Here is a 25,782-nt window from a genome sequence, read left to right on the forward strand (position 1 = left end):
TCATCCTCCTCACGCGGCGAGCTGCGGACGCACCGCTTCGATGCCGGCGATCCAGCCGGCCACCGATCGGCCGATTGCGTCAGCGTGGTCCTCCTGCAGATAGTGCAATCCCGCGCCGAGCCGGATCGACGCGCAACGCGTCAGCGAGGCCGCAAACCGCTCGGCAAATTCCGGCGAGACGAGCGCGCCCGGTTCGCCCGTGAACAGCAGTTTCGGATAGGAAGATGCGGCCAGCGCCGCATGGGCGGATTGGAGCGCCTCATAGACATCGGCAGGCTCGCCTGCGATCGGCAGTTCGCGGGGAAACGCAAGAACGGGGCGACGGCTCTCAGGCGTCGGGAACGGCGTGCGATAGGGCGCCATCTCTTCGTCGCTGAGCTTGCGGACGATTCCGCCGGGCAGAACGCGCTCGACGAACGCATTCGCCTCGAGGATCATGGCCTCACCCTCGCCCGGCGTCCTGAACTTGCGAAAGACCGCCCTCGCCGCCTCGGCATGATCTTGCTCCTCCGCGACCTCGGTATGGTGGAAATCCTGCCAGGTCGGCATCGGGCGGATGAATTCCATGAAGGCTAATCCGCGTACGAAATCCGGCCGGCGCGCGGCGAGATGAAATGCGAGCGCCGTGCCCCAGTCCTGCGCGACGAGATAGGCCGATGTGACGCCGCGCTGTTCGATGAACGCATCGAGATAGCGGACATGGTCGAAGAAGCGGTAGGCGATGTCAGGCTTACCGGATTGGCCGAAGCCGATGAGATCGGGCGCAATGCAATGCGCGACCGGTGACACCAACGGCAGGATGTTGCGCCAGATGTGCGACGAGGTTGGGTTGCCGTGCAGGAACAGCGCGACCGGCGCATCCTGCGCACCCGTCTCGCGGTAAGCTATGCTGCTTCCCAGCACGGGCGCTCTGCGAATCTCGATCTCGATTGGCTTGCTCATGTCAGCTCCTTGAACACGGTCTGAAATGCGATGGTCTTGAAACGTTCGAGCGCTTTCGGATTGCGATCGACCTTCATGCGCAGGATCGCGCCCTGCCAGGACGCGAGCAGGAAGTCGGCAAGCTCCCCGGGCTCGAAATCGGATGCGATCTCGCCGCGCGCCTGAGCCTCGGCGATGCAGGCCGCGAACGGCACGCGCCATTCGGCAAAAATCTCGGTCAGGCGCGTACGCAGCATTTCGCTGCTGCCGGTCGCCTCCAGGCTGAGATCGCCGATCAGACACCCACGGCCATAACCGTCGGCCTCGAGCCGGCCGGTGATGATGTCGAGATAGCGCTTGAGGCGCGCGCGCGGCGTCAGCGTCGTGTCCTCAAGCGCTTCTGCGACCAGCCCCCTGGTGACGTCGAAGTAGCGGTCGAGCACCTCCGAAGCGAACGCTTCCTTGGAGCGGAAATGGTTGGTGAAGGACCCCTGCGGCGCGCCCGCCGCAGCGGTGACGTCGCGCACGCTGGTGCCGTGATAGCCGGTTCGGAACATGACCTTGAGGCCGGCGTCGAGGATGGCGTCTTTGAGCGAAGGCTTTGGCATGAGCAAAAGAATACGTACGTACGTATTAATGTCAAGCGTAGTTTCATCGCTCGGCGATTTCGCACTCCGATCAGGCTGTTATCGCAATGTTGGATCTGGAACTGATGGGATGAGCCTCGCCTAGCGCGCCGATGGCGGTACGCTCCCTCCCCCGCAAGGGGGGAGGGAGCGAGAGAGCGATGGCCTCACGCGAACCAAGGACTCAAGCCGCCGGCTGGCTCCGCGAGACCACCCGGTCGCGCAACCAGGCGCCGATGGTGCAGCCGACCAGGTAGCAGGCGAACATGATGAGGCCGAGGTCGAGCCAGTAGCCGAAGCGGCCGGGGACCACATGCGCGAGCGAGGCCGCGACCAGCGCTACGGCGAGCGCGGCGAGCCAGCGCGCGGTGACCTTCGAGGTGCCGTTGCCGCGCTGGACCACCGAGATCCAGCCCATGCAAAAGCCCAGCACCAGCGATCCGATCAGCCAGCCCAGATGGAACGAAACGAGATAGGGCATCGTCACCTCACCAGAAATTCGATGCGGCGGTTCTGCGCCTTGCCGTCGTCGGTGTCGTTGCCGGCGACGGGCTGCGTGCTGCCATAGCCGATCGCGGTGAAGCGGCTGGCGGGCAGGCCGGCCTTGACCAGATAGTCGATCACCGCCTGCGCGCGCTTCTCCGAGAGTGCCTGGTTGAACGCGTCCTCACCGTCGGCATCAGTGTGCCCGGCGACGTCGATATTGGTGGTGGGACAGCGCAGCGCCGTCTCGATCAGATGGTCGAGGATTCCCGCCGAGTCCGGATCGATGTCGGCGCGCTTGGTGGCGAAGCGGATCTTGCCCTTATTCAGGAGCTCGGAGAACAATTGCTGGCAGACGGTGCCGTCGACCGGGCCTGCCGCGGGCTTCACCGTGATTTCCGGCTTGTACTGCCAGTTTTTCGGGAAGTCCTTGCCAAGGCCCGCGCGGATATCGTTGCCGGCGCCTTCATAGAGCGCATCGCCCGACAGCTTCACCTCGCGATCGGACACCACGAGCGTGCCGGTCGACAGCCGCGACAGCGCCCCGAGCGCTGCGACCACGGCGGGGTTGAAGGCGCCGGGGGCGCCGAGGCTGGCCTTGAGATTGTCGACGACCTTCTCGTTGAAGAATTTTCGCGACGCGCTGGTTGCGATCGCCGCGTGGACGTTGTTGTCGGGAACATAGCCGGTCAGCGTCACGGTCGCGGCAACCGGATCCTTGTAGGCCTGGAAGATATAGGGCGGCGCCTTGATGTCGTTGGCGGCGATCAAGAACCCTTCCGGCAAGTTCTTCAGCGCGGCCGCGATCGCCTCGCGTCCGCCGAGATCGCGCGCCATGCCCGACAGGTTGATCTTGGTGTCGGAGATCGTGATCTTGCCGTCCTTGAGCTTGCCGATCTGGTCGAGCAGCAGCATCGCGGCGGCCTCGAAGCGCGGCGGCGCGCCACGTGCCAGCCCCATCTGATCGGCGACCTCGACGCCGCCGACCTCCTTGCGTGCCGCCTCCGTCAGGCGGGCCTTGATCGACGGCAAGGGCGCGGAGCCCGACAGCGTCACCCGCACCACGTCACGCTCGGCGTTCCAGACGAAGGGTTTTGCCTCGGCAACGAGGCGGGTCCGGTCGTCGACCAGGCGCACGCCCGGGACGATCTCCACCGCCATTACCGCGTCCCGGCGCCCTTCCTCGGAAAAGGCGTCCGCGGCCAGGCTGACATCGCGGCCGTCCACCGCGATCCGGGTCTTGTCCAGAACGGTCTCCTTGAGCGCCGCCGAGCTGCGGGCGGACAGGTCCGCCTCGACCGGTAAGGTGTTATTCCAGGCCGCAAATCCCCACATGACGGCCAGGGGGATCAGCCCTGGCCACCATTTGCTGGCCCACCTGAAAAGCTTCTGCATTCGACGACCCGAACTCTGGAACCGGAGACAAAACAAACCCTTGGCAGGCTGTCAAACCGGAAATGGCGGCCCTCGCAAGGCCTTTGCGTGGACAATTGGAATAACTTTTTCTTCAAGGGTTCTTCCGTAAGTTGAGGACGGAATGCCAGAGTCCGCCAGCGGGTCATGAAACAACTTCGTAACAACGTCATCCGCGCCGGGCTGGGAGCACTCTATTTCAGCGGGGCGCACCACCTGTTGCGCCCGCTTTTGTCGGGCGTCGGCGCCATTTTCATGCTGCACCACGTGCGGCCGGCCCGCGAGGCCACGTTCCAGCCGAACCGACATCTCGAAGTCACTCCGGATTTCCTACGCGCGACGCTGAGCCATCTGCGCTCGCGCGACATCGACATCGTCAGCATGGACGAGCTGCATGAGCGGCTGGTGCAGGGCAGGTTCACCCGCCGCTTCGCCGCCTTCACCCTCGACGACGGCTATCGCGATAATCTGGACTATGCGCTGCCGGTGCTGCGCGAATTTGACGCGCCTTTGGCGGTCTACGTCGCCAGCGATTTCGCCGAGGGCACGGGGCGGCTGTGGTGGACCGCGCTGGAAACCGTGATCGCCAGGGCCGAGCAGATCGAGGTGCAGATCGGCAATTCCGCGCTGCGGCTCGACGCGACGACGCCTGCCGCGAAACAGGCGGCGTTCGACCGCCTGCATGACTGGCTGCGCGCGCTGCCGGGCGAGCACGATCTCGCGCGCGAGATCGCAGCGCTCTGCGCCAGGCACGGCGTCGACATGGAAGCGCTGTGCCACACCCTGTGCCTGTCCTGGGACGGGGTGAAGCAGCTGGCCGCAGACCCGCTGGTCACGATCGGCGCGCACTCCATCAGCCATTGCAATCTCGCCAGGCAGAGCGAGGAGATCGCCGCGCAGGAGATGGCGGTGAGCCGCACGCGGATCGAGCAGGCGCTGGAGCGTCCCGTGCTGCACTTCGCCTATCCCTATGGCGACCGCGAGGCGGCCGGGATGCGCGAATTTGCGCTGGCCGCATCGGCCGGCTTCAAGACCGCGGTGACGACGCGGCCCGGCATGCTGTTCGCCGAGAACGCCGGCCACATGACCGCGCTGCCGCGCATCTCGCTCAACGGCAACTACCAGGACACGCGGATCCTGCCGGTGCTGACTTCGGGCGCCGCGACCGCGATGTGGAACGGCTTTCGCCGGATTGCGGCGGCTTAAGTTTCTGTCGTCCACCGCTGTCACCGCAATCTCTGCCGTCATCCTGGCGAAGGCCAGGACGACGACAAGATTGACTCCCTCCCCCTCCCCGCCCAAAACGAGCGCCACCAAAGGGAGGTACCATGTTCAACGATCTGTTCTCGCTCAAAGGCCGCATCGCACTCGTGACCGGCGGCTCGCGCGGCATCGGCAAGATGATCGCGTCGGGCTTCCTCGCGCAAGGCGCGGCGAAGGTCTACATCACCGCGCGCAAGGCCGGCCCGTGCGAGGCGACGGCGAAAGAGCTCTCGGCTCTCTATGACGGCGAGTGCATCGCGCTGCCGATCGACATCTCGACCGTCGAAGGCTGCGACAAGCTCGCCGGCGAAATCATCAAGCTGGAGCCGAAGCTCGACATCCTCGTCAACAATGCCGGCGCCGCCTGGGGCGCTGAGTTCGACGAATTCCCGGAAAGCGGCTGGGACAAGGTGATGGACCTGAACGTCAAGTCGCTGTTCTTCCTGACCAAGGCGCTGGCGAAGCCGCTGCGCGCGGCGGCAAGCGCGGAACGTCCGGCCAAGGTCATCAACATCGCCTCGGTCGACGGCATCTTCGTCAATCCGAGCGAGACCTATTCCTACGCCGCCAGCAAGGCCGCCGTGATCCATCTGACCCGGCGCATGGCGACGAAACTGATCAAGGACAACATCAACGTCACCGCGATCGCGCCGGGCGCGTTCAAGTCCGACATGAACCGGGCCGCGCGCGACCATGCGGACGACGTCGCCAAGCGCATTCCGGCGCGGCGCATCGGAACCGACGAGGACATGGCAGGGGTCGCGATCTATCTCGCCTCGCGTGCGGGCGATTACGTGGTCGGCAACACCATCGCCGTCGACGGCGGCGTGGTCTACGCCAATGCCGGGCTGGAGATCGCGGGGTAGCTGAAGCGGGCTGCAAGGTCGCGCTGTACGCTGCGCGGGAGGTGCGCTCCCTCGCCCCGCTCTTGCGGGGAGAGGGTTGGGGTGAGGGGCTCTCTCCACGGGAGAGACAGCCGACGCACCTGTACCCCCTCACCCGGATCGCAAGAGCGATCCGACCTCTCCCCGCAAGCGGGGAGAGGTTAAAGAGTCCTACGACTCGATCTTCACGTACTCGAAATCGCCGGGCTTGTTGTCGATGCCGACTTTCGGCGGCGAGATCCAGGAGGCGAACTTGCCGGTTTCGGTGACGGGCTGCATCAGCGAGGTGATGAAGTCGCCGTCGGCTGTCGAAGGCAGCCACTCGTCCTTGCGCTTCGCCCAGGTCGCATCGTCGATCAAAATGCCGTCGGGCGTCGCATGGACGTCCTTGAACTCGCCGATGTGGCGGTGGAAGGCGACGTTGGGCAACGTCAGCTTGAAGTCGTAGCCAGCGGTCGAGATCACCTTGTTCCAGCGCAGCATGCCCTTGACGCAATCCTGGCTGTAATCGTCGCGCAGGCGCATGTTGAGCGCGGTCAGCGCCGGCTCGTCGACCAGCTTGATCTCGCCGTTGATGAACTTGAGCACCGGATAGGTGGCGTTCTTGAGCTGGTGATCGTCCTCGATCTGGGTCTCGTGATAGCGGCCCTTGATGCCGGCATTGAAGGCGTTGGCCGCGTTGGTCGAGACCTCCGAGCCGAACAGGTCGAGCGACAGCGTGTAGTGCAGGTTCAGCTTCTTCTGGATGGTCGGAAGATCGATCACACCGAGCGCGCGGACTTTTGCGATGTCGGTGGGATCGGTAATGCCGGCTTCGCGCATCGCATCGCAGGTGCGCTGCACGACGCGGGTGATGCCGGTCTCGCCGACGAACATGTGGTGCGCTTCTTCGGTCAGCATGAAGCGGCAGGTGCGCGACAAGGGATCGAAGCCCGACTGCGCGAGGCTGTGCAGCTGCATCTTGCCGTCGCGGTCGGTGAAGTAGGTGAACATGAAGAACGACAGCCAGTCCGGCGTCGCCTCGTTGAAGGCACCCAGCATACGCGGCGCGTCCGCATCGCCGGAGCGGCGGCGGAGCAGATCGTCGGCCTCCTCGCGGCCGTCGCGGCCGAAATATTTCTGGAGCAGATACACCATCGCCCAGAGGTGACGGCCCTCTTCCACGTTGACCTGGAACAGGTTGCGCATGTCGTAGAGCGAGGGCGCCGTCTTGCCGAGATGGCGCTGCTGCTCGACCGAGGCGGGCTCGGTGTCGCCCTGGATCACGATCAGGCGGCGCAGCATGGCGCGATGCTCACCCGGCACTTCCTGCCAGGCCGGCTCGCCATAATGCTCGCCGAACGGAACGACGCGATTTTCTTCCTGCGGCGCAAGCAGGATGCCCCAGCGATATTCGGGCATGCGGACATAGTCGAACTTGGCCCAGCCGCGCGGATCGACGGAGTAGGCGGTGCGCAAATAGACCAGCGACTCCTGGAAGCCTTCCGGCCCCATGTCGCTCCACCAGTCCATGTAGCCGGGATGCCAGCCTTCGAGTGCCTTCAGCACCTGGCGGTCTTCGGCGAGGTTGACGTTGTTCGGAATCTTGGTCGAGTAGTCGACGTTCATGATGTTCATGTTCATGGCCGTGCTTCTCCCTAAACTCTTGTCATATCGAATTTCGGCTTCTGGCCGCTGCCGTAACGGCGGAGCGCGCCCTCCTCGCCGACCGCGTTCGGGCGCTGGAAGATCCAGTTCTGCCAGGCGGTGAGGCGCGCGAAGATCTTTGATTCCATCGTCTCCGGGCCGACGAAGCGCAGGCTCGCTTCCATGCCGGTGAGGCTGTCGGGCGAGAAGCTGGCGCGCTCCTCCAGAAACACGCGAACCTCGTCGTCCCAGTCGATGTCGTCGAGTGCGAAGGTGACGAGGCCGAGCTCCTCGGCCTCTTCGGCGTCCAGGCTCGTGCCGATGGTGGCTTCGGCGCGTTCCAGATCGGCCGGGTCGGCCTGGAAGCGAGACTGAAGCCGCGTCAAACCATGGCTCATCGGATACGGGCCAAAATTCATCGCCGACAGCTCGATCGCGGGCGGCGGGCGGTTGTCGCCCTGGCGGGTGCCGATCAGCATGTAGGAGCGGTCGGCGGCGAAGACGAGCTCGGCGAGCGTGCCGGCAAAGCAGGAGCCGGGCTCGACCAGCGTCACCAGCGTGCGCGAGGTGACGTCGATACGCTTGAGCACGCGCTTCCAGTAATGCCTGATCTCGTTGACCAGCCAGTGCGCCTTGTTGGCTTCAAGGAAGGCATCGGATGCGAGCACATGGGCGCGGTCGCCATGGCTCTTGAACACCAGCATGGCGATCTCGAGCTCGTTGATGCGCAAGTGCAGGATGGCATCGTCGAGCTCGCGCGCGACCTGCAGCGGCCAGAACGAGGCGCCCTGCGCCATCATGCCGTCGATGTCGGCCGGCGGCGCTGCCTCCGGCGCCTTGATCGAGATGGTGGCGATGCGGGCGGCACGATCGACGTCGACGGTGACGAAGCCGTAGCGCAGGCTGGTCTCGTCGATGATGCGCCTGAGCGGCGTCAGCGCAATGCCCTTGCCGCTGCCGCTGCGCCTGGAGGCCGCGGAAAATTCCTTGACGCGCTCGGCGATCTTGCCTTCCAGCTTCGAGTTCGGCGCGATCTCGTCGACGAGACGCCACTGCACGGCGCGCTTGCCTTTCACGCCTTCCTCGATGGTGCAGAAGAAGTCGGCATGGTCGCGGCGCACCTTGCGCTTGTCGACGACGCGGGTGAGGCCGCCGGTGCCCGGCAGCACCGCGAGCAGCGGCACTTCGGGCAGCGCCACCGAAGAGGCACCGTCGTCGGCGAGGATGATGTGGTCGGTCGCGAGCGCGAGCTCATAGCCGCCGCCGGCGGCCGAGCCGTTCACCACGGTGATGAAGCGCTGGCCGGAATTCTCGGACGAATCCTCCATGCCGTTGCGGGTCTCGTTGGTGAACTTGCAGAAATTGACCTTGTGGGCGTGGGTCGAGCCCGCGAGCATGCGGATGTTGGCGCCGGCGCAGAAAACGCGGTTCTTGGCCGAGCGCATCACCACGACCTTCACCTCGGGATGCTCGAAGCGCAGCCGCTGGATCGCATCGGCAAGCTCGATGTCGACGCCGAGGTCGTAGGAATTGAGCTTGAGCAGATAGCCCTCGAACAGGCCGCCGTTCTCGTCGACGTCCATGGTCAGGGTCGCGACGTCACCGTCGACCGCGAGCTTCCAGTGCTTGTAGCGGGACGGTTCGGTCTGGAAATCGATGAATGTCGCGCCGCCTGCGAGGCGCCGATCTTCCCCGGCCATGGGCCACCCTTGAGTTCGTCTTGGTTTTAACGTTAGATGCACAATAGTGCATATTTCAGAGCGCGTCTAGTCCTTAACAGCCAATACATGCACTTTGTTTCATGCCAACGCCTAGGACCGCACGATGGCGCCGAGTGCGATCCAGTCGGCCTTGGAGAGCTGGGGACGACCGAGCTTGGCCTGGAGCAAGGCCGTCAGCGCAGCAATGGGAAAGCTCTCGACAAAGCCGTCGCCGGCCGCCGCCTTGCGCGAGCTCAGCGCGCGCAGTTCCGCCAGCGCATCGCCAAACAGCCGTGCCGCCGAATGCGACCTTTGCATGCGCAGCCGCAAATTCGCATTGGCGATGTGGATACAGGCCCGCAGCAGAATGCGCTCGCGGCCGCCTTGGGGCGCTGCGGCCCACACCGCCTCCAGCACCTCCTGCGCTTCCCAGAAATAGCCGCGGTCGTTGAGCGCGAGCCCGTAGCGCAGCGCCGGATGGCGCGCCGGCACATGGCCGCGAAAGGCCGAAGGCACCAGCGCCTTGGCCATGGCGAGCGTCTCGTAGTCGGCATCGAGCCCGGCCTCGCCCGGCACATAGGCCCATTGCGGCCACGGTAGCGGGCCGCTCGCATTCGGCGGCGCACTCATGCGAGGTGCGCCTCCGCAACATCATGCGGCGCGTCCCTGAAGTCCCTGATCGTCGCGCAGGGCCGCCTTTGCAAATTGCTCAATTGCGTCAAGCGTCGCCCCCGGCGCTTCACGATGCGGGGAATGGCCCGCGCCTGAAATAATTTTCAAATCTACCGGACAATAACACTCTTCCTGCGCGATTTCGACCTGGCGCAGTGTGCCATATTGGTCGTCCACGCCTTGCAGGACCATGACAGGGACGCGGATATAGGCGAGGTATTCGGAGATGTCCCAGTCGCGAAATTTCGGATCGAGCCAGGCGCCGTTCCAACCGTAGAAGGCGTTGTCGACGTCCTTGTGCCAGCGCGCGAGCTTCGGCTTGAGATCGGTGGTCTCATAGGCGGTCTTGATCGCGGCGATGGATTTCACCGAGATGTCCTCGACGATGAAATGCGGCGCGATCAGCACGAGGCCGTTCAGGCGATGATCCTGGTGCGCGCCGGCGTAGATCGTCGCGATCGAGGCACCGTCGGAATGGCCGAGCAGGAGGCCGCGCCTGAAGCCGATCGCATCGAGCAGTTTCGGAAGCACCTCCAGCGCCTCGCGGTGCATGTAATCCAGCGGCCGCGGCAGCGCGACCGGGCTCGACTGCCCGTAGCCCGCACGCGAATAGACGAAGATGCCGGCACCGGTCGCCTCTCGAAGCTGTTCCGGGAAGTCGCCCCAGAGCCCGACCGAGCCGAGACCTTCGTGCAGCATGACGATGGTCGGTGCCTCCGCTGATTGCGGCGCGAGCCATTTATATTCGAGGCTGGCGCCACTGACGCTGAGGAAGCCCGTGGGGGTGAGGTTGGTCATGCTGTCGGTTCCATTCATTCCGTCATTTCCGGACAACTCGCAAAGCGAGTTGATCCGGAATCCCGAGATTGCAGTCTGCGGATCGAGATTCCGGGTTCGCGCTTCGCGCGCCCCGGAATGACGAAGCCAATCAATTCGCCCCTTCCCGCAGCTTGAACCGCTGGATCTTCCCCGTCGCCGTTTTCGGCAGCGAGTCCACCACGTCGATCCAGCGCGGATATTTCCACGGGCCGATCTTCTGCTTGACGTGCTCCTTCAGCATCTCCTGCAAGTTCGCGGTCTTCGCGCCCTGACGCAGCACGACGAAGGCTTTCGGCTTCAAGAGGCCTTCCGGATCGGCCTCGGGCACGACGGCGGCTTCCAGCACCGCCGGGTGCGTGATCAACGCGCTCTCGACCTCGAACGGCGAGACCCAGATGCCGGAGACCTTGAACATGTCGTCGGCACGGCCGCAGAAGGTGTAGCGGCCCTCGGCGTCGCGGACATATTTGTCGCCGGTCCGGGTCCACGGGCCCTCGAAGGTGCGGCGACTCTTGTGGCGCTGGTTCCAATAGCCTTCGCCGGCGGAGGGCGCATCGACCAGCAGCTCGCCGACCTCGCCGTCGGCGACGTCCTGGCCGGCCTCGTTGACGAGCCGCACCGCATAGCCCGGCACCGGCTTGCCGGAGGAGCCGTATTTGATGTCGCCGGGCGCATTCGACAGGAAGATGTGCAAGAGCTCGGTCGAGCCGACGCCGTCGAGAATGTCGACGCCGAAGCGCGCCTTCCAGCTGTTGCCCACAGACTCGGGCAATGCCTCACCGGCCGAGGTGCAGATGCGCAAGCTCTTTCCGCCACGCTCGCTCTTCATCGTCTCGTCGTTGAGCATCGCCGCGAACAAGGTCGGCACGCCGTAGAAGATCGACGGGTTATAGCGGTTCATCAGGTCGAACATGCGCGCCGGAGTCGGGCGCTCGCTGTTCAGCACGACGGTTGCGCCGACCGACATCGGGAAGGTCAGCGCATTGCCGAGACCATAGGCGAAAAACAGCTTTGCGGCGGAGAGGCAGACGTCGCTCTCGCGAATGCCGAGCACCTGCCTGGCGTAGGTGTCCGCAGTCGCCTGCAAGTTCGAATGCAGATGGCGCACGCCCTTGGGCATGCCGGTCGAGCCGGACGAATACAGCCAGAATGCCGGCTCGTCCGGATGAGTCGCGGCGGTGGTGAACTGGTCGCTCTCATCAGCGAGCTCCTCGGCGAGCTGCTTGTGGCCATTCTGCTTGGCGCCGGAGACGACGACATGCTCGAGATCCGGCATGCGGCCGACGACGTCCCTGATGACGGGATAGAGCGCTTCGGAAACGAACAGCACGCGGGCACGGCAGTCGGCGAGGATGTAGGCGTACTGGTCCGCGGTCAGCAGCGTGTTGAGCGGCACCGGCACGATGCCGGCGCGGATCGCGCCCAGGAACACGATCGGGAAATCGACCGTATCGAGCATGATCATCGCCACGCGCTCCTCGCGGCGGACGCCGAGACGGCGCAGCATGTTGGCGGCGCGGCGGCTCTCGCGCTGGAGCTCGCCATAGGTCAGCCGCGAGACGGTGTCGTCGAAGGCGAGCTTGTTGCCGCGCCCCTCCTCGACGTTACGGTCGAGCAGCCAGGTCACCGCGTTATAGGATCCCTCGCTCACGGACTTCTCCCCTGAATTTAGAATTATAATTCATAGAAAGACACCGCGGCGGCTTGCTGTCAATGCCAGCAGGCATTATGTTTCATTAAAACGCGCCGCAGGACATCTGTAAAGAAGGCTCATGACCGACAGTCCCGACGCCGAATCCCGCTTCCTCGAACAGCTCGGCCAGCGTGTGCGCACCACGCGCGCACTGCGCGGCATGTCGCGCAAAGTGCTCGCCAAGGTATCAGGAATCTCGGAGCGCTACATCGCGCAGCTCGAAAGCGGCAAGGGCAATGTCTCGATCGTGCTGCTCCGCCGCGTCTCCGACGCGATGGGCGCGCATCTCGAAGATCTGCTGCCCAGCGCCGATCCGACGCCGGACTGGCAGATGTTTCGCGATCTCCTGCGCAAGGCGACGCCCGCGCAGATCGCGCAGGCCAAGGACGTGCTCGCCGGCGGCAGCGCATCCGCGCCGCGGCGCGCGCCGTTCTGCGGCATCGCGCTGATCGGCCTGCGCGGCGCCGGCAAGTCCACGCTCGGCAAGATCCTGGCGAAGAAGGTCGGCTGGAGCTTCGTCGAGCTCAACAAGGAGGTCGAGCAGCAGAACGGCCTCTCGGTCGCCGAGATCATCGCGCTCTACGGCCAGGAAGGCTTTCGCCGCATGGAGCAGGCGGCGCTGCAACAGCTGCTCGCGCGCAACGAGTTGATGGTGCTGGCGACCGGCGGCGGCATCGTCTCCGAGCCTTTGACCTTCGACCAGATCCTGTCGTCGTTCTACACGATCTGGCTGAAGGCCGAGCCCGAGGAGCACATGGCCCGCGTCCGCCGCCAGGGCGACCTGCGCCCGATGGCGGATGATCGCTCCGCGATGGCCGAGCTGCGCAACATCCTCTTGAGCCGCGAGCCGCTGTATTCGCGTGCGACGGCGGTGGTGGACACGGCGGGCCTCTCCGTCGATGCCGCCGCCGCGCGCCTGATCGACGCGGTGCGCCCGGTGCTCCAGAACGAAGCGCGCAGCTTTGGTCTGCGCAGCGTGGCGCTGTAGGTCGTTTCGAGCTCGCTACAGCTACACACTCCACTGTCGTCCCGGACAAGCGCGCCACAAGCGCGCGCCGATCCGGGACCCATACCCCCAGGGAGAAGTTGTTGCGCGAGCTGGTAACCACGAGTCATCGCAAAACTACCCCCTGTGGTTATGGGTCCCGGATCAGCGCTCCGCTTCGCTGCGCTTGTCCGGGACGACAGCAAGGATTTTGCGCGACCTCCGGCAACACTGTATCAACGACCAGCAAGCAAGCCTCGAGACAAATGATGACCGATAGCGACGTCGCAATCTCCATGTTCGAGCGGATCGGCGGCAGTGCCACGATCGACCTTCTGGTCGATCGCTTCTACGAACGGATGGATACGCTGCCGGAGGCGCAAGTCATCCGCGCCATGCATGCAGCCGATCTCGGCCTGATCAGGGACGTGCTGAAGCGCTATCTCACCGAATGGACCGGCGGCCCAAGACTCTATTCCGTCGAAAAGGGACACCCACGGCTGCGCCAGCGTCACATCGGCTTTGCCATCGGTGATGCCGAACGCGATGCGTGGCTCACCTGCATGCGCGGCGCGCTGGGGGAGACGGTCGCGGACGCTGCCGCACGGCAGGACCTCGACAAGGCGCTGTCCGGCCTCGCCGACTGGATGCGCAACCGCTAGCCACCCACAGGCAAGGCGGGGCGCGCCGTCCACTTGGAGGGGCACCGCTGCGGCGCTATGCTGCGCGCGATGGACGCTGCCGCAAACCCCGATGTCATCCGTCGGCCCGCCTCGCCACGCCTTGCGCGGCTGGTCTCCAGCATCTCGTTCTATCGCGAGCGCGGCGTCGATGGGCCGGCTTCCGGCACGCAGCGCCGCTTGCGCTGCCTCTTCTCGTGAATTTGGGGACACCCTTCCGCATTGCGCTTGGGCGCGAGCCGGATGTTGCCGACGCTCAGCCGAGTTTCGCGGCTGGTCTCTTTCCCGGACCGGTCCTTATCGAATCCGATGGCCGCGCCGAATGCGTTCAGGTCGATTTCACCCCGCTTGGGGCGTATCGCTTCTTCGGAGGAGCGGTGCCGGATCTGACCGCGCGCATGGTCGGTCTGGACGACATTCTGGGACGGAATGGCGAGAACCTCCGCGCCAGGGTTGCCGAGGCGGTCGGATGGCAGCGACGATTTGAGATCGTGGAAGACTTCGTGCATCGTCGCGCCGTGCATGAGCCCTCGCCGGCGATCGCCTTCGCCCTCGATACGCTCTGGCGACGGGCAGGCGCGGTCCGGATCACCGAGCTTGCCACCGACATAGGCTGGAGCCGCAAGCATCTCACGCGCCGCTTCCACAACGAGATCGGCGTACCGCCGAAGACAATGGCCCAGATGCTGCGCTTTCATCGGGCCTGCTCACTGGCCCGCACGGACGGGACAGGCGGCTGGGCAGCCGTCGCGGCAGACGCCGGCTATGCCGACCAGGCGCATCTTGCCCGCGACTTCCGGTTACTCAGCGGCGAGACGCCGACCGGATGGGCCGCGCGGCTCGATCTTGCGGATCCACGCCTGATGCGGGACGGCGGCGGATAGCGTCCGGTCCCATTTGTTCAAGCCCGGCTGGCGCGATCCGAACTAGGCTTGGCGTTGCAATAGACCTGGATAATTTCCTGGAGAATTTCATGAACCAGCGGAATGGCTATGAAGCGCCGCGCCTGTACCACACCATGCGCTGCAAGGATCCGGAGGCGATGATCGCCTGGCTGAAAAACGTTCTCGGCTCCGCCGAGCGCGTGGTCTATCGCAAGGAGGGCACGGTCGTTCACGCCGAATTGGCATTTGGATCGTCGATCCTCATGCTCGGTGCGCATCGCGATGATGCGTACGCAAAGCGGGTCGGCGACATCGGCGGCCACCGTACGGATGCCATTTATCTGGCTGTCGATGATCCCGACGCACTCTATGAGAAGGTGAAGGCGTCCGGTGCGACGATCGAAATGGAGCCCTACGATACCGATTATGGCAGCCGCGATTTCGCGGCGCGCGATCCCGAGGGCGGCCTCTGGAGCTTTGGAACCTATTGGCCCAAGGTCGGCGAAGAGTCGCTGCCGGGATAGGCCAGACGCTCGCATCAGATGCCGCTCGGTGGGCGGGGCAATGCTCAATTGAGCCCGCAAGAGCGATGCGGCTGCGAACCCGTCCTGCTCTCTAGACCGACCAGTAATTCGGATGCGGGTAGGACCGCGAGCGGTCGCCCCAATCGAACTCGTCGCCATCGAACTCGCATGGACCGCTGCTGAACTCGTCCATCGTCAGCTCGACCTGGAACGCCTGACGGCCGCGATCGTATTTCAGCGCGCTCCACTGCACCGGATAATGGTGATGAGCACCGAGCAGCCCGCCGGTCTTGATCACGGCATAGGCGACCATTCCGCTGACCTTGTCGAGCATCAGCCGCTCGATCGTGCCGAGCTTCGTGCCGTCGCGCCCGTAGACGGCGACGTGCTCCACGCGATCACTGGGAACCATGGTATGTTGCATGGCATCCTCCCTGTTCTCTTGTGCCGCGCGCATTATAGCCTGCCAGGCAGGAAGAGCGAAGTGCGCTGTAGCTACAGCAACTGCGAACGCACTGCTTCGGCGCCCTCGCGCAGCAGCGGCAGGAAGCGGTCGATCAGCTCCTGCGCCGGCACGCGGTCGACATGGGCGCCCATGTTGATGGCGGCGACGATCACGCCATCGTAGCGCCGCACGGGAACCGAGATCGAGCGGAAATGCGGCTCCGCCTCGCGGTCGACCAGCGAATAGCCCTGCGCGCGGTCGGCCACGATGCGCGCGAGCAGCGCCTTGGGATCGGCCACCGTCTGCGGCGTCAGGACTTCGCGCGTCATCGCCTTCAGCCGCACAGCAAGTTCGGCATCGTCGAGCTGGCCGAGCATGGCGCGGCCGACCGACGTGCAGAAGGCCGGCAGGCGATAGCCGATCTCGAGTCCGCCTGAAAACATCCGCCCCGGACTGCTGCGCGCGACGAACACGACGTCGTCGCCATCGAGCACTGCGAGGGACGAGATTTCGTTCGCCGCGGTTGCGGCGCGATCGAGCACCGGTTGCAGAACCGTGACGAGCTGATTGGACCGCAGATACGAGGCGGCAAGGGTCAGCACGTGCGGCGTCAACGTGAACAGCTTGCCGTCACCACCGACGAAGCCGCCGCGCTGGAGCGTGAACAGCATCCGCCGGGCGGTGGCGCGCGGAAGATCGGCGGCGCGGGCGAGGTCGCTCAGGGTCATCGGGCCGACCGTCGTGCCGAAGCATTGAAGCAGGCGCAGGCCGCGATCGAGGCTTTCGACGAAATCCGTCGCACGCTCATCGGTCTCGCTTCGCTTCAGCTTGGGCATGGCGTCGGGACTTTCCTGCAAAATAGTGCTTGCCGCCGATCCAAGGCATGTCATAATTCGCCCATTCGTTCAATAGGCGAACAAACGCCACTCCGAGATATGGGATGCACTCACCATGATGAGCCAGGAGCAGAACGACCTGATCACCCGCACCGGGCCCAAGGACCCCTGCGGAAAGCTGATGCGGAGCTACTGGCAGCCGGCGGCGCTGGTCGACGAGCTGGAAGGCGCGCGGCCGATCCGCCCCGTGCGACTGCTCGGCGAAAACCTCGTGCTGTTCCGCGACGAGCGAGGGCGCTACGGCCTGATCGATCGCCACTGCGCGCATCGCGGCGCCGACCTCGCCTTCGGGCGGCTCGAGCATGGCGGCCTGCGCTGCGCCTTCCACGGCTGGCTGTTCGACGCCACCGGCCAGTGCATCGAGACGCCGGCAGAGCCGAAGGATTCAAAGCTCTGCCAGAACATCCGCCAGCGCTCGTATCCGGTCGTGGAGAAGAGCGGCATCCTCTGGGCTTATCTCGGCGAGGGTGAGCCGCCTGCATTCCCCGAGATCGACTGCTTCGTCGCGCCTGATACTCACACGTTCGCGTTCAAGGGCCACATGGCCTGCAACTGGCTCCAGGCGCTCGAGGTCGGGATCGATCCCGCGCATGCATCCTACCTGCATCGCTTCTTCGAGGACGAGGACACCTCCACCGCCTACGGCAAGCAGTTCCGCGGCGCCTCTGCGGGCAGCGACCTGCCGATGACGAAGATCCTGCGCGAATACGACCGTCCGATCATCAATGTCGAGCACACCGAATACGGCCTCCGGCTGATCGCGCTGCGCGAGATCGACGAGGAGCGCACGCATGTGCGCGTCACCAACCAGCTGTTCCCGCACGGCTTCGTCATCCCCATGAGCACGGAGATGACGATCACGCAGTGGCACGTGCCGGTCGACGACGAGAACTGCTACTGGTACGCGATCTTCACCAGCTACACGAACCCCGTCGACAAAAAGAAGATGCGCGACCAGCGGCTCGAGCTCTATGAGCTGCCCGACTACAAATCGCGCAAGAACAGCGGCAACGACTACGGTTTCGATCCGCACGAGCAGCAGACCGCGACCTATACCGGCATGGGCAACGACATCAACGTCCACGACCAGTGGGCGGTGGAGTCGATGGGCGCGATCCAGGACCGCACCAAGGAGCATCTCGGCCAGAGCGATAAAGCGATCGTGCAATACCGCCGCCTGCTGCGGCAGGAGATCGAGAAGGTCGGCGGCGGCGAGAAGCCGATGCTGTTCCTCGACGAGGCCAACGCGCGCAGCATCCAGGGACCGGCGACCATGGACGGCATCGGGCCGACGCGGGGCTGGGAGACCTACTGGATGGAAGTCGACGTCAAGCGCCGCCGCGGCGCGCCGTGGACCGCGCCGGTGCCGAAGGAGATCGAAGGCAAGGTGCATCGGCTGACGGCGGCGGAGTGATTTTTGGGGCATCGTCATTCCGGGGCGATGCGATAGCATCGAACTATGGTGCGCACTTGCGCACCTGAGAATCTCGAGGTTCCGGGCATGGTCCTTCGGACCATCCCGGAACGACAGCTATCGGGGAGCAATAGCAGTGACTTTCGTCGCGCGTCATGCGCTGTGGTCGGATGAACAGAAGGACGCGGCGCAACGCATGCGCCGCATCGTCGAGGAGAAGAACCTCGAGGTCATCCGCCTCGCCTTCCCCGACCAGCACGGCATCCTGCGCGGCAAGACCATCATCGCCGCGGAGGCGATCGCCTCGCTGGAGAGCGGCTGCTCCATCACCACCACCATGCTCGCCAAGGACACCTCGCACCGCACGGTGTTCCCGGTGTTCACATCGGGCGGCGGGTTCGGCATGAAGGAGATGGAGGGCGCAGCCGACGTGCTGATGGTTGCCGATCCCACCACCTTCCGCGTGCTGCCATGGGCGCCGACCACGGGCTGGGTGCTGTGCGATCTCCATTTCAATGACGGCCGCCCCGTGCCGTTCGCAACGCGCGGGCTTTATCGCAAGGTGCTCGATGAGCTTGCTGGCCGCGGCCACGATTTCGTCGCCGGGCTCGAGGTCGAGTTCCACATCTTCAAGCTCGACGATCCGCATATGCGTGCGGAGGACGCCGGCCAGCCCGGGACGCCGCCCTCGGTGAGCCTGCTCAGCCACGGCTACCAGTACCTCACCGAGCAGCGCTTCGATCAGATGGAGCCGGTGCTGGAGATCCTGCGCCGCGACGTCGTCGCACTCGGCCTGCCCTTGCGCTCGGTCGAGGTCGAGTTCGGGCCAAGCCAGTGCGAGTTCACCTTCGCGCCGAGGAAGGGCATCGAGCCCGCCGACAACATGGTGCTGTTCCGCTCGGCCGTGAAGCAGATCGCGCGGCGCCACGGTTATCACGCCACTTTCATGTGCCGCCCCAAACTGCCGAACCTGTTCGCGAGCGGCTGGCATCTGCACCAGTCGATCGTCTCGCGCACGAGCGGCGAAAACCAGTTCATGGCGCAGGCAGGCGGCGAGCCGCTCAGCGCGTTCGGCCGCGCCTACCTTGCCGGCCTGCTCGACCACGCCCGCGCGTCCGCCGTGTTCACCACCCCGACCATCAACGGCTACAAGCGCTATCGCTCCTATTCGCTGGCGCCCGACCGCGCGATCTGGGGCCGCGACAATCGCGGCGTGATGATCCGCGTGCTCGGGGCTGCCGGCGATGCCGCCACGCGCCTTGAGAACCGCATCGGCGAGCCGGCTGCCAATCCCTATCTCTACATGGCCTCGCAAATCCTCTCCGGCCTCGACGGCGTCGATCGCAAGCTCGATCCCGGCCCGTCGGCCGACACCCCCTACGAGACCAAGGCGCCGCTGCTCCCGAAGTCACTGCGCGATGCGGTTGCGGCGCTGAAGGACGATCCGTTCTTCCGCGAGAAGTTCGGTGCGGAGTTCGTCGACTACTACACCCACATCAAGAACGCCGAGATCGACCGCTTCCTCGCCGAGGTCACCGACTGGGAGCACCGCGAATATTTCGAGATATTCTGACACCCCCTCTCGACGGGCGGCCCTGGGGAGCACCATAGCGCACGGCTCACGCCGCTGTGAGGCGACTTCGTCCCGCCTGTTCCGACGACATCTCACCACCATCCGACGAAGCCATTTTCCTCCCCCCTCGAAAACCGCCGGAAAGACACGGGGTCTAGAGTTCCTGCCGATGATCAACAACGGAGTTCGGTCATGTTGGGTCGATTGTTCAGTCTGATCTATCGCTTGTCCTGCCGGGCCACCCTGATCGAAATCGGCACGCACCACCTGTCGCGTTAGGCGCCGGCGCATGCGAATTGGGTAAGACATATTGGCCAGATAACGGGGGTTCTCATGCGCAAGCTGATCCTGATCGCCGTGATGTCGCTGCTCGCAACCGAGGCCTATGCCGGTGGTCCGCGGAGCCTGAGCCTTGCGGCAACCAATTCGAACCAGCAGGCCACCGAGCCGCCGGCCGCGACGGCAACCGTGCCGGCGCAGACGACGCAGGCTCCAGCGGCAACGCAGGCGCCGAATCTGCAGACGGCGACGACCGCGCCGACCTCAACACCGCCAGCCGCAATCACTGCTACGACGCCGCCGACGGCAGCCGCATCGGTCGCGACCGCCCCGGTTGCCACGCCCCCCACTCAGTCCACTGCCGCACCGGTGGCCAGCACGACCGAAACGGCGAAGCCAAAGCGCCGCCAGCCGTCCACCGAGGCCCGCGTGATCCGCGAGCTGCACCGGCATGGGATTTATTGGTGATCGAGGTGCGACGCTTTCTCCCCGGCGTCGTCCTGGCGAAAGCCAGGACCCATTACCCCAGGGAGGGGTTTGGCGAAGACTGGCGGTTCGGAACTGATACCACATGAAATAGATAGACCTCGCGGTATGGGTCCTGGCCTTCGCCAGGACGACACCGAGAGATCGGCGGGAGCGCTCTGCCCCTCACCTCGCCGAGCTCGCTAGATCCCCAGATATTTGTGCTGCAGATCCGGCTCGGCCATCAGCTGATCCGACGTGCCGCTCCACACCGTCTTGCCGCGCTCGATGATGAAGTGGCGATCGCAGATGCGGGCGAGGTGATCGACGTTCTTGTCGACGACCAGGATCGACTGGCCCCGGCTCTTGAGCAGCGACAGGCAGTTCCAGATTTCTTCGCGGATCAATGGCGCAAGGCCCTCGGTCGCTTCGTCCAGAATGAGGAGCTTCGGATTGGTCATCAGCGCGCGGCCGATCGCCAGCATCTGCTGCTCGCCGCCGGAGAGCTGGTTGCCCATGTTCGACGCGCGTTCGGCGAGGCGCGGGAACATCACGTAGATGGCCGCGAGCGTCCAGGGATTGCTGCTGCCGAAGCGGTCGGCCGCCGCCGCGACCAGGTTTTCGCGCACGGTGAGGTTCGGGAAGATCTGGCGTCCCTCGGGCACCAGGCCGACGCCGAGTTTTGCGATCCTGTAGGACGGCTGCGTTCGCACCTCGGAGCCCGCAAAACGGATGCTCCCGGCGCGCGCCGGTGTCAGGCCCATGATGGAGCGGATGGTCGTCGTCTTGCCCATACCGTTGCGGCCCATCAGCGAGACCATCTCGCCCGGCTTGATCGACAGCGACAGGCCGAACAACACCTGGGAGAGGCCGTAGCAGGTCTCGATGCCGTCAACGTCGAGCAGCGTGTCAGCCATGGTGCGTCACCACATGCTGGTCGCCGAGATAGGCGCGCTTGACGTCCTCGTTGGCGCGGATCGCGGCCGGATCGCCCGAGGCGATGACGCGGCCATAGACCAGCACCGAGATGCGGTCGGCCAGCGCGAACACCGCCGGCATGTCGTGCTCGACCAGCACGATCGAGACCTCCCTGCGCAGCTCCTGGAGCAACTTGACCATGCGCTGGGATTCGGTGACGCCGAGGCCGGCCATGGGCTCGTCGAGCAAGAGTAATTTCGGCTTGCTGGCCAGCGCGACCGCAAGCTCCAGCTCGCGGCGCTCGCCATGGCTGAGCCTCGACACCACGACGTCGGCGCGATGCAACAGGCCGACGCGATCGAGCGCCGAATGGGCGGCGTCGCGCAGGCCCTTTTCCTTGCGCGCGCTGGCGAAGAAGCGGAACGAGGTGCCGGCATGGGCCTGCGCCGCCAGCGCGACGTTGTCGGCGGCGGTGAAGTCGAGCAGCAGCGAGGTGATCTGGAACGACCGCGCCAGCCCCAGCGCGCAGCGGCGATAGGCCGGCAGGTAGGTGATGTCGCGCCCGCCGAGCGAGACGCTGCCGGAATGCGGTTCGAGATGCCCGGTGAGCTGGCTGATCAGCGTGGTCTTGCCGGCGCCGTTCGGGCCGATGATGGCGTGCAGCTCGCCGGCCGCGACGTCGAGCGAGACGTTGTCCGTTGCAATGATGCCGCCGAAGCGGCGAACCAGCTTCTCGACGCGGAGCAACGGTTCAGCCACGGCCAGCCCTCCCGAGCATGCCCATGATGCCGCCGCGCCCGAACAGCACGATCAGCAGCAGTAGCGGCCCCATGATCAGCGCCCAATATTCGGTGATCTGCGACAGGAATTCCTCCAGCAGCAGGAACACCACCGCGCCCATCACCGGGCCGAACAGCGTACCCATGCCGCCGAGGATCACCATCACCATGAGGTCGCCGGAACGCGTCCAGTACATCACGGCCGGACTGATGAAGTCGGTGTTGTTGGCGAGCAGCGCGCCGGCAAGTCCGCACATCATGCCGGAGATGACGAAGCAGACCAACTGATAGCGCTTGGCGGGAAAGCCGATCGCCTGCATGCGCTGCTCGTTGGAGCGCAGGCCCTGCACGACGAGACCGAAGCGCGAATTGACGATGCGCCAGATCAGGAACAGGACGCCGAGAAGACAGGCGAGGCAGAGATAATAGAACTGCACGCGATTGCCGAGATTGATCAGCCCGGAGAAGTCGCTGCGCTTGTAGACGGTGAGGCCGTCGTCGCCGCCGTAACGCGCCAGCCCCGAGGCGACGTAATAGGCCATCTGCGCAAAGGCCAGCGTGATCATGATGAAATAGACGCCGCGGGTGCGCAAAGAGAGCGCGCCGATCACCAGCGCGTAGATCGCGGAGGCCGCCAGCGCGACTGGAAACTGGATGAAGCCGGAACCTACGCCTTCCTGCGCGAGCATGCCGACGGCGTAGCCGCCGATGCCGAGATAGGCGGCGTGGCCAAAGCTCATCATGCCGCCAAAACCCATGATGAGGTTGAGGCTCGCGGCGGCCAGCGCCAGGATGACGATGCGGGTGAACAGCGTCAGGATGAAGACGTTGCCGGATGCTTGCGAATAGAGCGGCAGCAGCACGAGGCCCGCCAGCATCAGGGCCGTGACGGCCTTGCTCACCGTGAAAGCCTTCATCGACGGTTGGCCGGAAACAGCCCCTCCGGCCGCACCACCAGCACGATCGCCATCACAAGATAGATCAGCATGGACGACAGCGCGGGCGCGGCGGTGGAGGCAGCGGCGCCGCTGAGCACCTGCCGCAGCAGGTTCGGCAGGAAGGCGCGGCCGAGCGTGTCGATCATGCCGACGAAGATCGCGGCCAGGAACGCGCCGCGGATCGAGCCGATGCCGCCGATCACGATGATGACGAAGGCCAGGATCAGGATGTTCTCGCCCATGCCGATCTGCACGGTGAGGATCGGCGCCTGCATCAGGCCGGCAAGGCCGGCGAGCGCGGCACCGAGACCGAACACCAGCGTGTAGAGCAGCTTGATGTTGATGCCGAGCGCGCCGATCATCTCGCGGTTGGAGGCGCCGGCCCGGATCAGCATGCCGATGCGGGTGCGCATCACGCCGAGATAGAGCAGCAGCGCGACCAGCAGCGCCACCACGATGATGGCGAGGCGATAGGCGGGATAGTGAATGCCGGGCAGGATCGGCACCGGCACGGTGAGCCAGGCCGGCAGCGGCAGCGCCAGGCCTGCCGGGCCCCAGATCAGCCGCACGGCTTCATTGAAGAACAGGATCAGGCCGAAGGTCGCGAGCACGTGGTCGAGATGGTCGCGGCCGTAGAGATGCCGCAGCGCCGTCATCTCGAGCACGATGCCGAGCACGAGCGTTGCTCCGAGCGCCATCAGCGCACCGAGCAGGAAGCTGCCGGTCCAGGCCGCGAAGGTCGCGGCGAAATAGGCGCCCATCATGTAGAGCGAGCCGTGCGCGAGGTTGACGAGATCCATGATCCCGAACACCAGCGTCAGGCCGGCGGCGAGCAGGAACAGCAGCAGGCCGAACTGCAATCCGTTCAGAAACTGTTCGACGACGAGCAGCATCAAGACTCTTTCAGGCGCACGCAGCGTCGCGCCGATGTTCGAACACGGTCGCCATCAGTGAAAGAGCTCCCCCTGCCTCTTCAAGGCCGAAAAATGGGTAATGGCAGTATCGTTCAGAGGCAAGAGCGATTTGACACCAAACATGCACTTTGTTGCATCCCGGCGCACACGGCCGAAACCTGTCCTGCGATGCAAGAAGGCTGCCGCGCAGCATGGGGCAACCTGCCGCACCCAAACGATCACCCTCCCCCCGGGTAGGCCGGGGAGAGGGTGAGGACGTCGTCGGAATGAAAGAAGTGAAGAAGGTTGCGTCTAGTGCGACGTCATCTGCCGGGGAAGATCGCCCGGCTCGGCGAGCACGCTGTTTGCCGTCGAGGCCTCCAGTGCGGCCATCCGGAACAGATAGGCAAGCGTCGTCAGTCCGGAGTCGTCCGCCATCTGCGCCAGCTCGAGCGCCATGTCGGACATGTAGCCGAGATTCTCGTCGTTGATTTGCGCCATGATCTGGCTGTCCCGCATCATATTCGACATTTCAGGCGCTCTTTCGTTGCGCGGCAGCGAGGCCGCAAAGGTTGGCACGGGCGACGGCGTCCAGACGCGGGCCGTCCTGTTGCACGATGGAAGGCATGCCGATGCGATCATGCAGGACATCGAGCGTCTGGCGACGAATGTCGACGGTGGCCGCCATGGTCCAGGCGTTCTCGACCAGAGCCGGCAGGCCGAGCGGCGTCACGACGAAGCCGGCCTCGTGGAAGCGCGGCAACCACCAGGTTTCCATGATCGCGCTGACCTGCGCGATTCCCTGGTCGAGGCAGAACTCCTGCACCGCCGCCATCAGTTGCAGGTTGAGCGCGCCGTCGCGGCGATCGCGGACGACGAAGTAGCGCGACCATTCCCAGATCAGCGGATCCGAGGGGCAGCCGCGAACCGCCGCCAGATGCGGGAAGACCTCGCTCATCATCGAGGGCTTGGTCGTGGGGTAGAGCCGGTGGCCGCCGACGACGCGCCGTCCCTCCAGCGCAAGCAGATAGACGGTATCCTCGTCGTCATAGGAATCGACCTCGCGGCCATCCGGCCTGCGCAGCGTCTCCCAGTGCCGCTCCTCGACAAAGATGTCATGACGCAGCCGGAAATGCTGCTCGAGTACGTCCTCGTATAAGTGGCGATTGACCGCGGAAATTGCGTGAATCATGGAAACCCCCATTCAGCCTCAATGGGGGGCAGCCTCTGCGAAAAGAGGCAGGTTCGATATTGGGAAATTTCCCAGTACGTCGCTTAGGGATTGATGATCTTGTGGCGAATCGCCAGCGCAACCGCATGCGTACGGTTGACCGCACCGAGCTTGCGCGCAGCAGTTGCAAGATGCTCTTCGGCGGTGCGCTGCGTGATGTGCAGGATCTCGCCGATCTCCCAGGCCGACTTGCCCTGCGAAGCCCAGGAGATCACCTCGCGCTCGCGCGGGGTGAGACGCGTCGACGGATACGGCGTCGGCTCGAGCAGACGGCGAATGTGGTCGAAGCCATACATCGCCATTAGGTGCAGCGCCGGCTTGCTGCGGGGATTGAGGTCGAGATGGACGCCGCCGAGCGACACCGCGGCTTCATAGCCGGTGAGCCCGTGGATCGGCACGATGAAGCCGCGCGACATACGAAAATCGCCGGCGCGGTTCATTACCTCGGCCGCGCTCGGCTCGAGCTCGGCATCATAGGGTGCCTCCGACCACTCGAACGGATTGACCGATTGCCGGCACAGCCGCACCACGGGATCGAAGCGGTCATAGTTGTTCTGAGTGTAGAGATTGAACCATCCCGCCGGCCAGCGCTTGGCGAGCACCATCTGCGCAAACCGCTGATCGGGATTCGGCAATCCCGTCACAATGATAGTTTCGAAGCCGAAACGGCCGAAGGCCGCTTCAAGCGCGCTCATGGCGTCCGGTACCTTGCGATAGACACCCAGGCCTTCGATGAAGTCGAGCGCTTCCCGGCCATAATCGACGGCGGACATCGGTG

At 64.9% G+C, this 25,782-nt stretch carries 28 protein-coding genes; 10 read left to right on the forward strand and 18 right to left on the reverse strand.

Annotated features, from left to right (window positions below):
• Positions 1-9 precede the first annotated feature (9 nt).
• The 4 genes from AAFG50_RS40025 to AAFG50_RS40040 form a co-directional block, all read right to left on the reverse strand.
• Positions 10-942: a haloalkane dehalogenase gene (locus AAFG50_RS40025; RefSeq protein ID WP_028172733.1), complete on the reverse strand. Its 933-nt coding sequence runs from the start codon at positions 940-942 to the stop codon at positions 10-12.
• Positions 939-1,529 carry a TetR/AcrR family transcriptional regulator gene (locus tag AAFG50_RS40030; RefSeq protein ID WP_028172732.1) on the reverse strand — a complete coding sequence of 197 codons (591 nt, stop codon included), beginning with the start codon at positions 1,527-1,529 and terminating at the stop codon, positions 939-941. The genes AAFG50_RS40025 and AAFG50_RS40030 overlap by 4 nt, the downstream gene beginning before the upstream one ends.
• 202 nt (positions 1,530-1,731) lie before the next feature.
• Positions 1,732-2,028 (reverse strand): hypothetical protein, encoded by a 297-nt coding sequence (locus AAFG50_RS40035; protein ID WP_028172731.1) that lies wholly within the window; start codon positions 2,026-2,028, stop codon positions 1,732-1,734.
• A 2-nt stretch (positions 2,029-2,030) separates the two neighbouring features.
• Positions 2,031-3,425, reverse strand: a complete 1,395-nt coding sequence (locus AAFG50_RS40040; RefSeq protein WP_011083904.1) for an OmpA family protein — start codon at positions 3,423-3,425, stop codon at positions 2,031-2,033.
• Between the two features lie 165 nt (positions 3,426-3,590).
• On the opposite strand from AAFG50_RS40040, the gene AAFG50_RS40045 reads away from it, so the two are divergent.
• On the forward strand, positions 3,591-4,649 hold the full coding sequence (locus AAFG50_RS40045) for a polysaccharide deacetylase family protein (protein ID WP_028172730.1): 1,059 nt from the start codon (positions 3,591-3,593) through the stop codon (positions 4,647-4,649).
• Between the two features lie 122 nt (positions 4,650-4,771).
• Complete coding sequence (locus tag AAFG50_RS40050; protein WP_028172729.1) at positions 4,772-5,572, forward strand: SDR family NAD(P)-dependent oxidoreductase; 801 nt, start codon at positions 4,772-4,774, stop codon at positions 5,570-5,572.
• 189 nt (positions 5,573-5,761) lie between these two features.
• Here the strand turns inward: AAFG50_RS40050 and boxB are convergent, their stop codons facing one another.
• The 5 genes from boxB to AAFG50_RS40075 form a co-directional block, all read right to left on the reverse strand.
• Positions 5,762-7,213, reverse strand: a complete 1,452-nt coding sequence (gene boxB, locus AAFG50_RS40055; RefSeq protein WP_028172728.1) for a benzoyl-CoA 2,3-epoxidase subunit BoxB — start codon at positions 7,211-7,213, stop codon at positions 5,762-5,764.
• 14 nt (positions 7,214-7,227) lie between these two features.
• Positions 7,228-8,916 (reverse strand): 2,3-epoxybenzoyl-CoA dihydrolase, encoded by a 1,689-nt coding sequence (boxC, locus tag AAFG50_RS40060; protein ID WP_028172727.1) that lies wholly within the window; start codon positions 8,914-8,916, stop codon positions 7,228-7,230.
• Between the two features lie 111 nt (positions 8,917-9,027).
• Positions 9,028-9,546 carry a DUF309 domain-containing protein gene (locus AAFG50_RS40065; RefSeq protein WP_028172726.1) on the reverse strand — a complete coding sequence of 173 codons (519 nt, stop codon included), beginning with the start codon at positions 9,544-9,546 and terminating at the stop codon, positions 9,028-9,030.
• A 21-nt stretch (positions 9,547-9,567) separates the two neighbouring features.
• Complete coding sequence (locus AAFG50_RS40070) at positions 9,568-10,386, reverse strand: alpha/beta hydrolase (RefSeq protein ID WP_171463734.1); 819 nt, start codon at positions 10,384-10,386, stop codon at positions 9,568-9,570.
• Positions 10,387-10,516: 130 nt separating this feature from the next.
• Positions 10,517-12,058, reverse strand: coding sequence for a benzoate-CoA ligase family protein (locus AAFG50_RS40075; protein ID WP_011083897.1), 1,542 nt, complete (start codon positions 12,056-12,058; stop codon positions 10,517-10,519).
• Positions 12,059-12,179: 121 nt separating this feature from the next.
• Between AAFG50_RS40075 and AAFG50_RS40080 the strand changes: the two genes are divergently transcribed.
• The 5 genes from AAFG50_RS40080 (at position 12,180) to AAFG50_RS40100 (ending at position 15,173) form a co-directional block, all read left to right on the forward strand.
• The gene (locus AAFG50_RS40080) at positions 12,180-13,088 is read left to right on the forward strand and encodes a helix-turn-helix transcriptional regulator (RefSeq protein WP_011083896.1); all 909 of its coding nucleotides are present in this window, start codon (positions 12,180-12,182) and stop codon (positions 13,086-13,088) included.
• A gap of 266 nt (positions 13,089-13,354) precedes the next feature.
• Entirely contained in the window at positions 13,355-13,747 is a 393-nt protein-coding gene (locus tag AAFG50_RS40085; protein ID WP_028172725.1) for a group II truncated hemoglobin, read from the forward strand.
• A 69-nt stretch (positions 13,748-13,816) separates the two neighbouring features.
• Positions 13,817-13,966, forward strand: coding sequence for a hypothetical protein (locus tag AAFG50_RS40090; protein WP_231166604.1), 150 nt, complete (start codon positions 13,817-13,819; stop codon positions 13,964-13,966).
• A 176-nt stretch (positions 13,967-14,142) separates the two neighbouring features.
• Positions 14,143-14,649: a helix-turn-helix domain-containing protein gene (locus AAFG50_RS40095; RefSeq protein ID WP_231166605.1), complete on the forward strand. Its 507-nt coding sequence runs from the start codon at positions 14,143-14,145 to the stop codon at positions 14,647-14,649.
• 89 nt (positions 14,650-14,738) lie between these two features.
• On the forward strand, positions 14,739-15,173 hold the full coding sequence (locus tag AAFG50_RS40100; protein WP_028172724.1) for a VOC family protein: 435 nt from the start codon (positions 14,739-14,741) through the stop codon (positions 15,171-15,173).
• 91 nt (positions 15,174-15,264) lie between these two features.
• Here AAFG50_RS40100 and AAFG50_RS40105 read toward each other — a convergent pair whose 3' ends face one another.
• Positions 15,265-15,597 carry a PRC-barrel domain-containing protein gene (locus tag AAFG50_RS40105; RefSeq protein WP_028172723.1) on the reverse strand — a complete coding sequence of 111 codons (333 nt, stop codon included), beginning with the start codon at positions 15,595-15,597 and terminating at the stop codon, positions 15,265-15,267.
• 71 nt (positions 15,598-15,668) lie between these two features.
• A complete protein-coding gene (locus tag AAFG50_RS40110; protein WP_028172722.1) occupies positions 15,669-16,454 on the reverse strand; it encodes an IclR family transcriptional regulator C-terminal domain-containing protein in 786 nt (261 codons plus the stop codon).
• A gap of 115 nt (positions 16,455-16,569) precedes the next feature.
• Between AAFG50_RS40110 and AAFG50_RS40115 the strand changes: the two genes are divergently transcribed.
• The 3 genes from AAFG50_RS40115 (at position 16,570) to AAFG50_RS40125 (ending at position 20,248) form a co-directional block, all read left to right on the forward strand.
• Positions 16,570-17,928 carry an aromatic ring-hydroxylating dioxygenase subunit alpha gene (locus tag AAFG50_RS40115; RefSeq protein WP_028172721.1) on the forward strand — a complete coding sequence of 453 codons (1,359 nt, stop codon included), beginning with the start codon at positions 16,570-16,572 and terminating at the stop codon, positions 17,926-17,928.
• A 136-nt stretch (positions 17,929-18,064) separates the two neighbouring features.
• On the forward strand, positions 18,065-19,501 hold the full coding sequence (locus AAFG50_RS40120) for a glutamine synthetase family protein (protein ID WP_028172720.1): 1,437 nt from the start codon (positions 18,065-18,067) through the stop codon (positions 19,499-19,501).
• A 333-nt stretch (positions 19,502-19,834) separates the two neighbouring features.
• Entirely contained in the window at positions 19,835-20,248 is a 414-nt protein-coding gene (locus AAFG50_RS40125) for a hypothetical protein (protein ID WP_028172719.1), read from the forward strand.
• Positions 20,249-20,448: 200 nt separating this feature from the next.
• On the opposite strand, the gene AAFG50_RS40130 is transcribed toward AAFG50_RS40125, so the two are convergent.
• From AAFG50_RS40130 to AAFG50_RS40160, 7 genes are all read right to left on the reverse strand, one after another.
• A complete protein-coding gene (locus tag AAFG50_RS40130) occupies positions 20,449-21,162 on the reverse strand; it encodes an ABC transporter ATP-binding protein (RefSeq protein WP_028172718.1) in 714 nt (237 codons plus the stop codon).
• The gene (locus AAFG50_RS40135; protein WP_028172717.1) at positions 21,155-21,922 is read right to left on the reverse strand and encodes an ABC transporter ATP-binding protein; all 768 of its coding nucleotides are present in this window, start codon (positions 21,920-21,922) and stop codon (positions 21,155-21,157) included. The genes AAFG50_RS40130 and AAFG50_RS40135 overlap by 8 nt, the downstream gene beginning before the upstream one ends.
• Positions 21,915-22,859: a branched-chain amino acid ABC transporter permease gene (locus AAFG50_RS40140; RefSeq protein WP_011083885.1), complete on the reverse strand. Its 945-nt coding sequence runs from the start codon at positions 22,857-22,859 to the stop codon at positions 21,915-21,917. The genes AAFG50_RS40135 and AAFG50_RS40140 overlap by 8 nt, the downstream gene beginning before the upstream one ends.
• Positions 22,856-23,773 (reverse strand): branched-chain amino acid ABC transporter permease, encoded by a 918-nt coding sequence (locus AAFG50_RS40145; protein WP_011083884.1) that lies wholly within the window; start codon positions 23,771-23,773, stop codon positions 22,856-22,858. The genes AAFG50_RS40140 and AAFG50_RS40145 overlap by 4 nt, the downstream gene beginning before the upstream one ends.
• A 312-nt stretch (positions 23,774-24,085) precedes the next feature.
• On the reverse strand, positions 24,086-24,304 hold the full coding sequence (locus tag AAFG50_RS40150) for a hypothetical protein (protein ID WP_028172716.1): 219 nt from the start codon (positions 24,302-24,304) through the stop codon (positions 24,086-24,088).
• A 1-nt stretch (position 24,305) separates the two neighbouring features.
• The gene (locus AAFG50_RS40155) at positions 24,306-24,965 is read right to left on the reverse strand and encodes an acyl-homoserine-lactone synthase (RefSeq protein WP_028172715.1); all 660 of its coding nucleotides are present in this window, start codon (positions 24,963-24,965) and stop codon (positions 24,306-24,308) included.
• Between the two features lie 83 nt (positions 24,966-25,048).
• Positions 25,049-25,777: a LuxR family transcriptional regulator gene (locus tag AAFG50_RS40160; protein ID WP_028172714.1), complete on the reverse strand. Its 729-nt coding sequence runs from the start codon at positions 25,775-25,777 to the stop codon at positions 25,049-25,051.
• Between the last annotated feature and the right edge of the window lie 5 nt (positions 25,778-25,782).

The sequence above is a fragment of the Bradyrhizobium sp. B039 genome, assembly GCF_038965675.1.
In the GTDB taxonomy this organism is placed as follows: domain Bacteria; phylum Pseudomonadota; class Alphaproteobacteria; order Rhizobiales; family Xanthobacteraceae; genus Bradyrhizobium; species Bradyrhizobium diazoefficiens.

Excerpts from the sequence above, each read along its gene's own strand:
- AAFG50_RS40025 (WP_028172733.1), bottom strand. The coding sequence starts at position 942 with ATGAGCAAGCCAATCGAGATCGAGATTCGCAGAGCGCCCGTGCTGGGA.
- AAFG50_RS40030 (WP_028172732.1), bottom strand. The coding sequence starts at position 1,529 with ATGCCAAAGCCTTCGCTCAAAGACGCCATCCTCGACGCCGGCCTCAAG.
- AAFG50_RS40035 (WP_028172731.1), bottom strand. The coding sequence starts at position 2,028 with ATGCCCTATCTCGTTTCGTTCCATCTGGGCTGGCTGATCGGATCGCTG.
- AAFG50_RS40040 (WP_011083904.1), bottom strand. The coding sequence starts at position 3,425 with ATGCAGAAGCTTTTCAGGTGGGCCAGCAAATGGTGGCCAGGGCTGATC.
- AAFG50_RS40045 (WP_028172730.1), top strand. The coding sequence starts at position 3,591 with ATGAAACAACTTCGTAACAACGTCATCCGCGCCGGGCTGGGAGCACTC.
- AAFG50_RS40050 (WP_028172729.1), top strand. The coding sequence starts at position 4,772 with ATGTTCAACGATCTGTTCTCGCTCAAAGGCCGCATCGCACTCGTGACC.
- boxB (WP_028172728.1), bottom strand. The coding sequence starts at position 7,213 with ATGAACATGAACATCATGAACGTCGACTACTCGACCAAGATTCCGAAC.
- boxC (WP_028172727.1), bottom strand. The coding sequence starts at position 8,916 with ATGGCCGGGGAAGATCGGCGCCTCGCAGGCGGCGCGACATTCATCGAT.
- AAFG50_RS40065 (WP_028172726.1), bottom strand. The coding sequence starts at position 9,546 with ATGAGTGCGCCGCCGAATGCGAGCGGCCCGCTACCGTGGCCGCAATGG.
- AAFG50_RS40070 (WP_171463734.1), bottom strand. The coding sequence starts at position 10,386 with ATGACCAACCTCACCCCCACGGGCTTCCTCAGCGTCAGTGGCGCCAGC.
- AAFG50_RS40080 (WP_011083896.1), top strand. The coding sequence starts at position 12,180 with ATGACCGACAGTCCCGACGCCGAATCCCGCTTCCTCGAACAGCTCGGC.
- AAFG50_RS40085 (WP_028172725.1), top strand. The coding sequence starts at position 13,355 with ATGACCGATAGCGACGTCGCAATCTCCATGTTCGAGCGGATCGGCGGC.
- AAFG50_RS40090 (WP_231166604.1), top strand. The coding sequence starts at position 13,817 with ATGGACGCTGCCGCAAACCCCGATGTCATCCGTCGGCCCGCCTCGCCA.
- AAFG50_RS40100 (WP_028172724.1), top strand. The coding sequence starts at position 14,739 with ATGAACCAGCGGAATGGCTATGAAGCGCCGCGCCTGTACCACACCATG.
- AAFG50_RS40105 (WP_028172723.1), bottom strand. The coding sequence starts at position 15,597 with ATGCAACATACCATGGTTCCCAGTGATCGCGTGGAGCACGTCGCCGTC.
- AAFG50_RS40110 (WP_028172722.1), bottom strand. The coding sequence starts at position 16,454 with ATGCCCAAGCTGAAGCGAAGCGAGACCGATGAGCGTGCGACGGATTTC.
- AAFG50_RS40115 (WP_028172721.1), top strand. The coding sequence starts at position 16,570 with ATGATGAGCCAGGAGCAGAACGACCTGATCACCCGCACCGGGCCCAAG.
- AAFG50_RS40125 (WP_028172719.1), top strand. The coding sequence starts at position 19,835 with ATGCGCAAGCTGATCCTGATCGCCGTGATGTCGCTGCTCGCAACCGAG.
- AAFG50_RS40130 (WP_028172718.1), bottom strand. The coding sequence starts at position 21,162 with ATGGCTGACACGCTGCTCGACGTTGACGGCATCGAGACCTGCTACGGC.
- AAFG50_RS40140 (WP_011083885.1), bottom strand. The coding sequence starts at position 22,859 with ATGAAGGCTTTCACGGTGAGCAAGGCCGTCACGGCCCTGATGCTGGCG.
- AAFG50_RS40145 (WP_011083884.1), bottom strand. The coding sequence starts at position 23,773 with ATGCTGCTCGTCGTCGAACAGTTTCTGAACGGATTGCAGTTCGGCCTG.
- AAFG50_RS40150 (WP_028172716.1), bottom strand. The coding sequence starts at position 24,304 with ATGTCGAATATGATGCGGGACAGCCAGATCATGGCGCAAATCAACGAC.
- AAFG50_RS40155 (WP_028172715.1), bottom strand. The coding sequence starts at position 24,965 with ATGATTCACGCAATTTCCGCGGTCAATCGCCACTTATACGAGGACGTA.
- AAFG50_RS40160 (WP_028172714.1), bottom strand. The coding sequence starts at position 25,777 with ATGTCCGCCGTCGATTATGGCCGGGAAGCGCTCGACTTCATCGAAGGC.